16 protein-coding genes are annotated in these 12,490 nt (G+C 40.7%); 3 read left to right on the top strand and 13 right to left on the bottom strand.

The window, feature by feature from the left end:
* Window positions 1-160: 160 nt before the first annotated feature.
* Entirely contained in the window at window positions 161-1,153 is a 993-nt protein-coding gene (locus QUF86_RS08375) for an NADPH:quinone oxidoreductase family protein (RefSeq protein WP_289334025.1), read from the top strand.
* A 37-nt stretch (window positions 1,154-1,190) separates the two neighbouring features.
* Here the strand turns inward: QUF86_RS08375 and QUF86_RS08370 are convergent, their stop codons facing one another.
* The 3 genes from QUF86_RS08370 to QUF86_RS08360 all read right to left on the bottom strand — a co-directional run bounded on the left by QUF86_RS08370 (window position 1,191) and on the right by QUF86_RS08360 (window position 3,729).
* A complete protein-coding gene (locus tag QUF86_RS08370; RefSeq protein WP_289314594.1) occupies window positions 1,191-2,657 on the bottom strand; it encodes a PAS domain-containing sensor histidine kinase in 1,467 nt (488 codons plus the stop codon).
* A 147-nt stretch (window positions 2,658-2,804) separates the two neighbouring features.
* Window positions 2,805-3,233 carry a cell wall hydrolase gene (locus QUF86_RS08365; RefSeq protein ID WP_289314593.1) on the bottom strand — a complete coding sequence of 143 codons (429 nt, stop codon included), beginning with the start codon at window positions 3,231-3,233 and terminating at the stop codon, window positions 2,805-2,807.
* Between the two features lie 226 nt (window positions 3,234-3,459).
* Entirely contained in the window at window positions 3,460-3,729 is a 270-nt protein-coding gene (locus tag QUF86_RS08360; RefSeq protein WP_230159473.1) for a DUF1292 domain-containing protein, read from the bottom strand.
* A gap of 357 nt (window positions 3,730-4,086) precedes the next feature.
* Here QUF86_RS08360 and QUF86_RS08355 point away from each other — a divergent pair, with 357 nt between their 5' ends.
* Window positions 4,087-4,473: a VOC family protein gene (locus QUF86_RS08355; RefSeq protein ID WP_289326774.1), complete on the top strand. Its 387-nt coding sequence runs from the start codon at window positions 4,087-4,089 to the stop codon at window positions 4,471-4,473.
* A gap of 55 nt (window positions 4,474-4,528) precedes the next feature.
* Here the strand turns inward: QUF86_RS08355 and QUF86_RS08350 are convergent, their stop codons facing one another.
* Window positions 4,529-4,714 carry a hypothetical protein gene (locus QUF86_RS08350; protein ID WP_289334024.1) on the bottom strand — a complete coding sequence of 62 codons (186 nt, stop codon included), beginning with the start codon at window positions 4,712-4,714 and terminating at the stop codon, window positions 4,529-4,531.
* 52 nt (window positions 4,715-4,766) lie between these two features.
* On the opposite strand from QUF86_RS08350, the gene QUF86_RS08345 reads away from it, so the two are divergent.
* Entirely contained in the window at window positions 4,767-6,410 is a 1,644-nt protein-coding gene (locus QUF86_RS08345; RefSeq protein WP_289336198.1) for an alkaline phosphatase, read from the top strand.
* 144 nt (window positions 6,411-6,554) lie between these two features.
* Here the strand turns inward: QUF86_RS08345 and rpsN are convergent, their stop codons facing one another.
* From rpsN to QUF86_RS08300, 9 genes are all read right to left on the bottom strand, one after another.
* On the bottom strand, window positions 6,555-6,824 hold the full coding sequence (gene rpsN, locus QUF86_RS08340; protein WP_289334023.1) for a 30S ribosomal protein S14: 270 nt from the start codon (window positions 6,822-6,824) through the stop codon (window positions 6,555-6,557).
* A 39-nt stretch (window positions 6,825-6,863) separates the two neighbouring features.
* Window positions 6,864-7,166, bottom strand: coding sequence for a hypothetical protein (locus tag QUF86_RS08335; RefSeq protein WP_289336303.1), 303 nt, complete (start codon window positions 7,164-7,166; stop codon window positions 6,864-6,866).
* A gap of 84 nt (window positions 7,167-7,250) precedes the next feature.
* Entirely contained in the window at window positions 7,251-7,400 is a 150-nt protein-coding gene (rpmG, locus tag QUF86_RS08330; RefSeq protein WP_034310390.1) for a 50S ribosomal protein L33, read from the bottom strand.
* Between the two features lie 19 nt (window positions 7,401-7,419).
* Window positions 7,420-8,613, bottom strand: a complete 1,194-nt coding sequence (locus QUF86_RS08325) for a GTP-binding protein (protein ID WP_289314589.1) — start codon at window positions 8,611-8,613, stop codon at window positions 7,420-7,422.
* Between the two features lie 430 nt (window positions 8,614-9,043).
* Complete coding sequence (locus QUF86_RS08320; RefSeq protein ID WP_181762212.1) at window positions 9,044-9,214, bottom strand: hypothetical protein; 171 nt, start codon at window positions 9,212-9,214, stop codon at window positions 9,044-9,046.
* 166 nt (window positions 9,215-9,380) lie between these two features.
* The gene (locus QUF86_RS08315; protein ID WP_289336197.1) at window positions 9,381-9,761 is read right to left on the bottom strand and encodes a nucleotide excision repair endonuclease; all 381 of its coding nucleotides are present in this window, start codon (window positions 9,759-9,761) and stop codon (window positions 9,381-9,383) included.
* Between the two features lie 205 nt (window positions 9,762-9,966).
* Window positions 9,967-10,119: a YpzG family protein gene (locus QUF86_RS08310; RefSeq protein WP_076368068.1), complete on the bottom strand. Its 153-nt coding sequence runs from the start codon at window positions 10,117-10,119 to the stop codon at window positions 9,967-9,969.
* Between the two features lie 106 nt (window positions 10,120-10,225).
* Window positions 10,226-10,873, bottom strand: coding sequence for a DUF4352 domain-containing protein (locus QUF86_RS08305; RefSeq protein WP_289334022.1), 648 nt, complete (start codon window positions 10,871-10,873; stop codon window positions 10,226-10,228).
* Window positions 10,874-10,895: 22 nt separating this feature from the next.
* Window positions 10,896-12,263: an alkaline phosphatase gene (locus tag QUF86_RS08300; RefSeq protein WP_289334021.1), complete on the bottom strand. Its 1,368-nt coding sequence runs from the start codon at window positions 12,261-12,263 to the stop codon at window positions 10,896-10,898.
* Between the last annotated feature and the right edge of the window lie 227 nt (window positions 12,264-12,490).

Below are 12,490 nucleotides of genomic sequence, written 5' to 3'. Positions count from 1 at the left end.
TAAAACATCTCCTTTAATATGAACTGAATCAAATCTAATAGTAACATTTTTAGAAGCAGAAAGAAAAGCAAGCACTACTTATTTCGATTTGTATCATTATACATCACAACGTTTTTTCTTTTATAATTGGATAGATTCATTATAAAAGGGGGAACGAACCATGATACAGCAATTTGATGCATTAGTCGTGAACAAGCAAGATGATCAATTCACCGTTAACATTCAGAAACTATCAGTTGATGATCTGCCGCAAGAGGACGTGCTCATCCGTGTTCATTATTCCGGTGTGAACTATAAAGATAGCCTTGCCAGCATTCCGAATGGAAACATTGTCAGCAGCTATCCGATCGTTCCGGGAATTGATATGGCTGGTGTTGTCGTTTCATCTGAGGATTCCCGCTTTAAAAAAGGGGACGCAGTCATTGCGACCTCCTATGGGATTGGCGTTTCACAATCCGGCGGCTACAGTCAATTTGCCCGTGTTCCTGCAGATTGGATCGTTCCGCTTCCTGATGGCCTTACAATGAAAGAGGCGATGATCATCGGAACGGCTGGTTTCACTGCAGCTTTATCGGTTCAGCGCCTGGAAGAAAATGACCTTACACCTGGGCAAGGGAGCGTTCTCGTCACTGGGGCAACTGGCGGGGTTGGCAGTTTCGCTGTCTCGATCCTTTCCAAACTAGGCTATTCCGTTGAAGCGAGTACAGGAAAAGAATCGGAACATGGATACCTGAAGGAAATCGGTGCGACGACTATTATATCCCGTGAAGATGTATATGATGGCAAGCTGCGGGCACTGGGCAAACAGAAGTGGAGCGGGGCGGTAGATCCCGTCGGCGGTGAACCGTTAGCCTCGGTCCTTAGCCAAATCAAGTATGGCGGATCTGTAGCGGTCAGTGGATTAACGGCTGGTACAAGCCTTCCTGCCACCGTCTTTCCATTTATCCTCAGAGGCGTTAATTTACTTGGTATCGATTCGGTCAATTGCCCGATGGATACAAGATTGAAAGTTTGGCATCGCCTTGCCACCGACTTTAAACTTACGCATTTAGAACAGCTCATTCAACAGGAAATTACAATTGATGAATTGCCTGACATCCTTCCTACCCTATTAAAAGGGGAAGCAAGAGGCAGAACGATCGTTAAGCTATAATCCAAAAAGTGACGAGAGCATGGCTTCTCGTCACTTTTCATTGTGAACTTTCATTGATTGGGAGAATGATTTCTACAATCGTCCCTTTTCCCACTTCGCTGCTGAAATGAATTTCCCCATTATGTTCATGGATGATTTTAGTACTGACCATGAGCCCCAACCCTGTTCCTTTTTCCGAGGTGCTATAAAAAGGCTGACCTATATGCTTCATGCGCTCATTTGAGATTCCACAACCTTGATCAATGAATCGGATCATTGCGGAGGCGCCCTCATGGTTTAACTGTATATGAAGTTTGCCGCCATTCGGCATGGCTTCTATCGCATTATTGACGACATTTGTGAATACTTGTCTTAACTGATTCGGTTCGCCAATGACTGATGCCAAATCCGTATTGAATTCCTTGATGATTTCAACATCATTCAATATCGCTTGAAACTCGGCTAACGTAATCACACTATCCAATATTTCGTTAAGCTGTATCGATTCACAAACCTTCGCTTCAGGCTCTGCTAAACTTAAAAATTCATTGGCCAGGATTTCGATTTTCTCAACTTCACTGACCGTCATTTCAAGATAGTCCTTTTGCTCAGGGTCTTCCCTTAATAATTGTAAAAATCCTTTTACCGTAGTTAATGGATTTCTTATTTCATGTGCGATGCCCGCAGCCATCTGTCCTACCGCTGATAACATATTGGATTTACAGAGCAGCTCATCGGTCTTTTTACGCTCCGTAATATCCCTGCAGAATACCTGTATGGCTGGCTGACCTTTATAAATAATCGGAAGCCCGAGTGTTTCTCCATAAAAGACTTGTCCGTCAAGTCGAATGAACTTTTGTTCCAGTAAACCAACTGCTTGATAATCGTCCCTCATTATCTCGATTCTTTTTTGTACACTTTCCCGGGAATCAAGGTGAACGAATTGAAAAACCGATTTACCGATAATATCTTCCACACTATCCATCCCAAGCATTTTTGCCCCCATGGGATTCATATACTCTATGATCCCATTGCGATGCACAAATATCGCTTCAGGTGACACCTCCACTAAACTGCGATACCTTTGTTCACTTTCCTTCAAGGCAGCTTCAGCAAGTTTTTGATTCGTGATATCCCGATAAACGAAGACCAGTGCACACGGCTCATTTTCTTTATCCCGGATATTAAATAGGGAGATGCTCACATCGATTAACCGGCCATCCTTCCTTTGCCTGACCGTTTCAAAGCCTTTCTTTTGTACCCCAGCCCTAATCTGGTCATGCAATCCTTTGACTGATTCCTTCAAGAATTCAGGAATAATGGGAAATGGCATGCCAATGAGCTCATCGTTCGTCCAACCGAAAAACTCTTCAAAAGCTGCATTTACTTGAAGAGTCTTACCTTCCAGATCAACAATGGAAATGGCGTCCGGGTTATTCTCCATGAAAGACCTGAATTTCCAAGTATTCTCCTCCGACTGTTCCCCCATTTGCCCTTGTCCATAATTAATAAGCCCTTTACTCATCAATTTTTTTATTCCTTTCTTATCCGGAAATTTACTGTCTCAATTTTACAGTAACAGTAAATCATTTGCCAGTTTTATCATATGATATTTACCATTTAGGGTTTGATGCACAAAGAGGCTAAACCTCCATAAGGTTCAGCCTCTTCATTAAAATGTATTATAAATATTTTGACATTCTGCACCTGTTGGTTCATAAAAGCAATGAAGCTTGAATCGGCCAACCAGAGGCTGATTATACCAGGTTGCCGGACAATCTCCCGGTGGCCTGAAGTACCATAGGCTAAATTTCGAGGGCCATAGCCTTTCACCATTTACACTGCGGCGTGCAAGCCTTTTTTCCCTATCCCTTGCTCGTTGATAAAAATACCCCTTCTGTACAGCTTCAAAGGCATGTTCCTGATAAATCATGTCTGGAATCGTCCTTAACCCTTTGAAATCGGAACAATTCGACCTGATCCGATTCACCCCTACATTCCCGATCATCAACATGCCTTGATCGCCTTCGCCCTCGCCTTCAGCTCTAAGCAACCTTGCCAATAAAGCAATATCGGCATCAGTGTGCTTTACAACAGCCATCCCATCACCTCCACTTTTTTATCCTATGCCTTGGAGATGGAAAAATGCTCCGTTTTTTAACAAAATCTACATATAGAGTACATGTCCCATCAATAATACAATCCTATACTTAAGTAAGGTTGGATAGCACGAGTGGCTATCATGGTATATGGCGAAGGCGGGGCCAATACTTTCTTATACATATAAAAAAGGCGGCACATATTGTGCCGTCTTTTATCTTGTCCCATCATTCTTTCGCTTCAAATGCGGCTTCAAACGCCAATGATACCTTTTCGAACTCTTCATCCGATTCGATATCAAGCAGCTCACCTTCGCCTTCGACCCTGAAAAAGAAAATATCGATATCTTCTTCAGTATCCTCTTCAATATCCTCAAGCAGACCTACCGCTACATATTCCGTTCCTTCTACATCCAATGATCCTAAAACCTCAACTTCATGGCCTTCATCATTGTCATCAGCAAGTGTGAAAACTTCACCTTCACGAATTTTCCCCATATTACCTCTCCTCTCATATCCATTAATAATGGTGTTGTTTCCATAGTATATCGACTAATCCATATAGAAACAAATTTTTGCCTTGTAAAAATATAAATTCTATTCTTTCCAACATAATGTAATGTAATGTAAACGCAATAATTTTATACCTCGAATCTGAATAGACAATATTATGAAAAAAATATTATCCATAACGTCACCGCTCACCTTTCAATATTCACCAATAATTCCTCTTAATTAACATTATTTTAAATATTATCTAAAAACGTCTATAAAAATGTAATTTAATTCCGAATAATGTTATACATACTATTTATCAGCATATTGCACATGGACATAATGAAGGAGGAAGTTTTCTTGGCTGCGAAAAGGGTCGATCACATTGGCATCGTTGTAAAAGATCTTGAAAAATCCATCGCCTTTTATCAAGATGTGCTGGATTTAAAATTAAAATTACGCATGCCTCATACTAATGGGGTAATCGAACTGGCATTCCTGGGTTACGAAGAGTCGGACGAAACAGAAATAGAATTGATTCAAGGATATAGCGACACACTGCCATCCGAAGCAACGATCCACCATTTTGCCATTACCGTGGATGATATCGAAGAAGAATATGCCCGGATCAAAAGCTTGGATAACACCGAGCTTATTGAGGAGGAAATCGTCACACTTCCAAATGGTTATCGCTATTTCTACGTTTATGGACCAGAAAAAGAGTGGATTGAATTTTTCCAAAGGTAAATAGCATACTAAAAAAGCAGAGTCCATGGGATTTCTGCTTTTTTAACGTTCACTCTTAAGCTATTCCTTCTGAAAAGGCCTTCAAAAATAACACTTCAGTCCATTTCCCATGAGCTTTTCCATGATAAATAACAGTCGCGCCTTCAAATGGTACGTTCATTTCATTTATAGCGAGAAAATCAAATTTACAGATAAAAAACCTTTCTTTACTTAAATGAAGTAATTTCTTAATATATCCCATTTATCCTTAGATGTATCAAGTATATTTTTTGGAGGTATGCATTTTGGGGAAAATGAGTAAAAAGGTAGCAGGAATTACGTTAGCGGGTACAGTAGCCCTTTCATCACTGGGTATTTCAACATTGAAGGAAGATGTTCAGGCAAAAGACAAGAAAAAAGAACCAACAAACGTCATCATGATGGTTATGGACGGAACAAGTACAGGTGCCACAACCCTTTCAAGGTGGTATAAAGGCGATAATCTGGCCATGGACGAAATGCTGGCCGGTGGTATGCGTACATACTCAGCTGAATCAGCGATTACAGACTCAGCTCCTGCAGCAACAGCGCTTGCGACAGGAAATAAATCCAATGATAAATTTGTCGGTGTCCTGCCATCCATCGTCAATTCCCCAGGGCTCGATCCGGTTAATCCGAAAAATGCCCATAAACCAGTCGCCAACGTATTGGAAGGAGCGAAACAAGCGGGAAAGGCAACTGGCATCATCTCTACCTCTGAAATCCAGCATGCTACACCCGCAGGCTTTTCAGCTCATGTGACACATCGAAGCAATTACGCTGATATTGCGGAACAACAGGTTTATCAGGGCATTGACGTGGTTTTGGGCGGGGGCAAGGAATCCCTTTCACCAGGTAAAACAAAAAATGCAAGAATTGATGGGGAAAACCTTTTGGAAGTGCTTGATGATGGCAAATATGACTTTGTTGAAACCCGAGATGAGCTGTTAAACTCTAAATCTAATAAAATTTGGGGAAGCTTTGCACCAAGTGCCCTAGCCTATGATTTTGATCGTGAAACAACAAAGCCAAGTGAGCCCACTTTAGCAGAAATGACCAATAAAGCCCTTAAAACCTTGAAAAAAGATAAAGACGGCTTCTTCCTATTTGTTGAAGGCAGCAAGATTGACTGGGCTGCTCACGGAAACGACACAATCGGAATGATCAGTGATACTTTAGCTTTTGATAATGCCGTGGACGAGGCACTTAAGTTTGCAAAAAAAGATGGAAACACGATGGTTATTGCTGTAACGGACCATGGGAACAGCGGAATTACAATGGGTAACTTAAACACGAACTCCTCCTACCCGGAAACACCCGTATCAGCCTACATCGATCCATTAAAGAAAGCGAAGATGACAGTTGAAGGAGCTTTAAGTAAGTTGAAATCAGATAAATCCAATCTAAAGGAAGTTGCAGCCCTTTATGGACTTAATGATCTGACAGCTGAAGAATCAGCAAAACTATCCTCTTCAAAAAACGTAGGGGCTGACATGACAAAGATGCTTGCTAACCGTGCCAACATTGGTTTTACAACAGGCGGTCATACAGGGGAAGACGTATTCCTGTATTCTTATGGCCCATCAAAACCGACAGGATTAGTGGAGAATACAGATCTCGCTAAAAAGATGGCCCAATTCATGGGGTTTGATTTACAAAAGTTATCGAATAAACTATACATGAATGCTAAAGATTCCTTTGAGAAAAAGGGATATTCAACCCGTATTGATGTGTCTGACCCGAATAACCCAGTTTTCGTAGCAAAAAAGGGTAAGCAAAAAGTGGAGTTGCCTGCAAATAAGAATATCGTTATCATGAAGACTTCTAAGTCTACACAGCAAAAGAAAATAAATGCCATCACCGTTTACAATGGAAAAGACTTCTATATATCTGAACAAGCATTAAAGGCAGTCAAGTAAGCATCACTTCTTTATAATGATGAGCGAATGGAAGGAGCCCCTGTTTAACAAGGGCTCCCTTTTTTATGAATGTTCTTTGTAGTACTAGTACTTGATTCAAGTGAATGAAAGACTTTTATCCCTAATCACTTTCATCACCACGCTTTACCAGCTTGCCTTTTTGACACCCGGCAGATGCCCTTTATGTGCAAGTTCCCTAAAAGCGATACGGGACATGTTGAATTTGCGCATATACCCACGCGGTCTCCCTGTTACTCCGCAACGATTGTTGACCCTTGTCGGCGAAGAATCACGCGGGAGTTTAGCCAATGCAGCATAATCCCCTTTCGCCTTCAATTCCCTACGGATTTCTGCATATTTTTCGACCATTGCCAACTGTTTTTGTGCTTTTACCACTTTGGATTTTTTCGCCATTTATATTCTCCTTTTTTAACCATAATGATTTTATAAATTCTATAAACTGTTCACAATCCGTTCCGCTGCCTGTCTTGCTCCCGATATATTCCTGGATATCGGGCCCATTTCAAGTTCAGCCAATGCTCCCGTTACATATAAACCAGGTCCCCACTGCAATGACTTTTGCCCGTCCCTCCGCACAGCGCTTATCACTTCAACATCCATCACACGCAATAATCCCTGTTTAACCTGATTCATCAGCGCTTTATGTAAGTCAGGTGGAATGGATCCCTTATTACGGGCCTGGATAAGACTTAAGTAAAAATGCTGCCATAATCGTACCTTGAATGCCTCCGCCAATAATGATCCATTCCAACATGAACTTCCCTCCTTTTACATCCAATCTCTTCATAAAGCATAATCATTACGATTTAAATCTCGAAATTACTTCGTTTCACGGTGAAGCGTGTGTTTCTTTAAACGCGGGCAGTACTTTTTCAATTCGATTCTGTCCGGGTTATTCCGCTTGTTTTTCGTTGTGATATAGTTCCGGTCCCCTGATTCAGTGCATGCTAAAGTAATGTTCACTCTCATGTTTTTTTCCTCCTAAATTTTAATGGACTATTTCCGTAAATGCAGGTAATGGATCTTCATACAGAGACCAATCCTGCTGCAACTCTGCTGAAGTCAGTAAACATTGATCTAGTTCACGTTCTATCTCCTCTTGATTCATCTCGATGCCAATCATCACCAGCTCCGTCATCCGGTCACCATATACCGCATTCCATCGTTCCAGTAATTCAGGTGCTTCCTGCAAAATTTGGAGCTGTTCTTCCTCAGGGTAAGCTGCGACCCATTTACCGGCTGCTTGTATCGTTAATGACGGTCCTGCTTGCGATAGCAATCCGGCTATATCATTTCTTGATGCCAGCCAAAGGAAGCCCTTTGCCCGCACCACTTCCACCGGCCAACTTTCTAACCACGTCATCAGCCGTGATGGATGAAAGGGTAATTTCCTTCTGTAAACGAAGGATGAAATCCCGTACTCAAGGGTTTCAGGGATATGCTCTTCATTCAACTCTTTTATCCAGCCTGCACCTTGGCTTGCCTTTTCAAAATCAAATAAATGCGTATTCAATACTTCCTTTAGCTGCACCTTGGAATGATCCGTTTCGATGATCCTCGCATCTGCATTCATTTTATGAAGTACCGCTTTCAGTTCCTCCACGGCGTCAGCATCCATTAGATCGATTTTATTTAACAGGATGACATTGGCGAACTCAATCTGATCTATTAAAAGATCGACGACTTCCCTGCCATCCGCAGTATCAGTTGCCTGCATCCTGTCAATAAGTGTTTCTCCGGAAGTGAAGTCTTGCCAAAAGTTATACCCATCAACAACGGTGACCATCGTATCAAGCCGGCAATATTCCGATAAATCAATTCCCATGCTTTCATCAACATAGGAGAAGGTTTGGGCTACAGGTACCGGTTCGCTTATCCCAGTCGATTCAATCACGATGTAATCAATGTCCCCTTGTTTCGCCAATTTCTCCACCTCGATCATTAAATCCTCACGAAGCGTACAGCAAATGCAGCCATTCTGCATTTCCACAAGTTTTTCATCTGTCCGGGTAAACCCTCCCTTTTTGACCAGCGAAGCATCAATATTGATCTCACTCATATCATTAACGATGACGGCAACCTTCAGATCATTGCGATTTTCAAGTATATGATTCAAAAGCGTCGTCTTTCCCGCACCAAGGTATCCACTCAATACCGTAACGGGAATTTTCTCCTTCTCCATCCCTTGTCACTTCCTTACCTGATTTATTATTTTTGTTCACAAATCAAAATCATTACGATTTAAATACAAAAGTTAACCTAATGAAAAATCACTCTTTAATAATAAAACGTAATCATTCCTATTTGCAAGCTTTTTATCAAAATTACCTCTCGAATACTTTTCCTGAACATATGTAATCAGCCATTGCACCCAATACTCAGCATAGGCAATCACGGATAAATGAAAGGTGCTGACATTCTTCCTAAAACTAAAAAAATTAAATGGAAGCCCAATCACACATAACATCATGTGTAATGAACCTCCATTACAGTTTTATCATTTATTGTACTTCCATATTGACAAGCTGCTGATCATCAACAACGTTTCATTATCCAATACATTTTTCTTTTTCTTTGTTGCAAATCAAGAAAAAAATTATTGGTTACTTTGCTTATTCCGCCATTTCCCACCCTGAAGATTTTACTGTCTTTTGTTCAAAAGTTTCAATCTCTCTCTGTTTCGCCAGTTTAGAAGCTTGTGACACGGACCACGTTAAATTCCCAAAGGCAATCACTGTCCCGATTGAGATAACTAACACCTTTTTACAAAGTATTTTCTTCAATAGCTTCCTCCTGAAAATGTATTGGAATACTCTAAATATAAACCAACATTGTTAACCTAACATGGAGCAGCTGTAAATGTACGAAATTATTTTTGTACATATGTAAACTTAAGTTTGCACACAAAAAAGCTGAGTGCATATGCAGTCAGCTTTTCATAGGTTCTTTTTATTTATAAAACACTTTGTCGATGTTGTATTTAGCATGAAGTTTATTGATCATGTACGTTTCATAGATTTCACGTTCCATGGCATCTTCGACTATAAGAATGTCAATTTTCTTGACTTCATTACGATGCTCTTTAATTGGAGAAACATTATCCTCGAAGTGCTTTTTGACCCTTTGTCTTAATTTACGTGCTTTTCCGACAAAAATCAGCTCATCGTTTTCATTGTAAAACAAGATGATGCCGCCTTTATCACGGGGAATCAAATGAAAATCGATAAACCCGTAAATTTCAGGAATGACGGCTTCGTCTCCTTCTATAACTTGCTTTCTTTGTTTGATGCTTATATCCGCTGCAGGGATTTCAATTTTAATCATTACAATTCACGTCCTCTATTTGTATAAGGTGAAACTTTCAATCGAGATCGAAACTCCAGTTTCACGCCAAGCTCATCACTTTAATCTTAAAGGTAAATGGTATCATAATTATCAATGAAAAGCCATGTATGCCTTGATTGGTATAGATGAACTATTTTAAATATAAAGAAGAAGACTCATTAAGAGCCTCCTTCTTTGTCGGAAATATCCATTACCACCTGTGAGCCTTTGCATTGCTTCTTAGTATAATGTTTGTTTGCGATTCTTGCGTATGGCCATTAACTTGAGAATTTGAACGCTTAGGTCTTGTCCAATTATGGTGAAACTTTTGAGAATGTGGATCTAATTGATCTTTATAGCTCATTCTGTGTCACCTCATCATTAGGATTTGGAGATTCCGTTCAGTGATAGAAATCCCTATCACTTGTTCTAGTATTTGTTTTTTGGAAGGCATTCATACACCATATTCTCTAAAAAGCGAATTCAGCTGACTTGCCTTTTGCAAAGACTTCCCCTTCTTCATCCACCGCATCACTTGTCATGAGGGATATTCCCTTTATGTTTCCATCACTTAGAATGAAACCAATGTTTCCATTTTTTGAACCGTTTCCTTCTATTTCACCAGTAAGTTCTTCTAAATAGATGTCATCTTCCCATGTCAGATGTTCCCCTTTGTCTGTTTCAAGGAAAGCGACTGGGGAAAACTTGATTTTTTTATCCGAATTGTTTTTGATATCCACGTTCACTTTTACGATATCGAAATCTTCATCATGTGTATAGCCATGAAAGAAATCGATCATGCTGTAATCCGGAGTGGCATGCATCACTTTCATTTCTTTGACTTTAACCTCGATCGGACCAACATTCAACGTTTCATTCACTTTTTTATAGGCCTTCAAAGTTAATTCGCCTTTTGCATCGGAAACGTTCTGACCGATCTGGTTCAAGTTTATATCATCAGGAAGCTGTGGATTCGGAACATAGACATCCTTTTTTACCAGTGGTCGTGCACTTTCCTCTGTTTTTTCTTTAGCTGTCGTTTCTTCTTCGTAAGCTGGTTGGGTATTAAGAGCACCAAATGCCGTTAATAACAGGGCACCAATCATCAGTCTTTTCATTGAATCCCTCCCTGAAGTGTTATTACTTCTTTAATAGATCAAAGATGATTTTGGCATGATCCGTGTTATCGACTTGCCCGGCAAAACGCTCTTTATATGGCCCGTATGCGTAGACCGGTACATCTTCACCCGTATGTCCCCCGGTAGTCCATGCAGTATTAGTCCGATTATCGAATATGGCTTCAATGGCATTATCGACTTTCGTCACATTTTTTGTTTTGGCAGCATCAGAAACCGTTTTGATTTCATCGTTAGTTAGCTTCACTTCATTTTGATCAATATATTGCTTTAAAGTTTTTTCAACATCGGCGCCTTTGACGATGGCATCCGCCATGAAGTCAGGGGTGCGTTTGGCTGCCTTGATGGGTTCACCGTACCAGTTATAGATTCCTTTGGCTCCAATAGAGAATCCTCCTGTAGAGTGATCCGCAGTAGCCACCACTAAGGTATGTTTGTCTTTCTTCGCAAATTCCATGGCCGCTTTGTATGCTTTTTCAAAGTCTTCCATTTCACTCATTGCACCTACGATATCATTATCATGTCCTGCCCAATCGACTTGGCTTCCTTCGACCATAAGGAAGAAACCATCTTTATTTTTATTCAAACGCTCGATGGCCGAACTAGTCATGTCTTTCAAAGAAGGCGTTTCACTTGGGCGGTCAATCATTTTCGGGAGTCCTTCTGAAGCGAATAATCCCAGTACCTGTTCATTTTTGTCCTTGAGCATTTGATTTTTATCAGTCACATAACTGTAACCGTCTTTTTCGAAGGCTTTCGCCAAATTGACATCCGGACGGACAAAATTGGATTCCCCACCGCCCAAGAGGACGTCAATTTTATGTTTGCCCTTGATCAAGTCATTATAATAATCGTCTGCGATTGAATTCATGTTTTTCCGATTTTCATCATGGGCGCCAAAAGATGCAGGTGTAGCATGAGTGATTTCAGAAGTGGCAACCAATCCCGTCGCTTTTCCTTTTTCCTTCGCTGCTTCCAATACGGTTTTGACTTCGGATTTATCATTATCCACTGCAATGGCAGCGTTATAAGTCTTCACTCCGGAAGACATTGCCGTTGCTGCCGAAGCTGAATCCGTTATATTTTGTGCAGCGTCTTCAGGGTAGGTCATCTGCTGGCCCACCAAGTATTTATCAAACTCTGTCCGTTCTGCCACCTGGGTACCAGGGTTATCTTTTAAATATCGGTAAGCGGATGTATAGGAAACACCCATGCCGTCACCGATCAGGAAAATCACGTTCTTGATTTCGGGTTCTTTTTTTGGATTCCCCTTTGCCGAAACACGATCCGTAGCGGACCATGATAAACTTCCAAATGCTAATGCAGAAACGAGTGTGATGGGTAAAACCTTTTTACTCCATGTGCGATTCAAATGAATGACCTCCCATTAATGTTTTCTCTTTAATTAAACTATAGGTGAAGAAAATGAACTCCATGTCAAGGCTATGTAAAAATGCAGCAGGATAATTGTTAAGACAAAGTAAAGGCAGCTTGACTCGGAATTGTATGCCACTTTTTTGAAGTTGTGGGTTATTCATGAAAATCATCATTAGTGGGGTCATTTTACAGGCTTTAGAGGAATGATAAAGATTTAGTTAA

The organism is Peribacillus sp. NJ11 (assembly GCF_030348405.1).
In the GTDB taxonomy this organism is placed as follows: domain Bacteria; phylum Bacillota; class Bacilli; order Bacillales; family DSM-1321; genus Peribacillus.
Note: the sequence above shows the minus strand (reverse complement) of the source record. Positions and strands in the feature narration are given on the sequence as shown.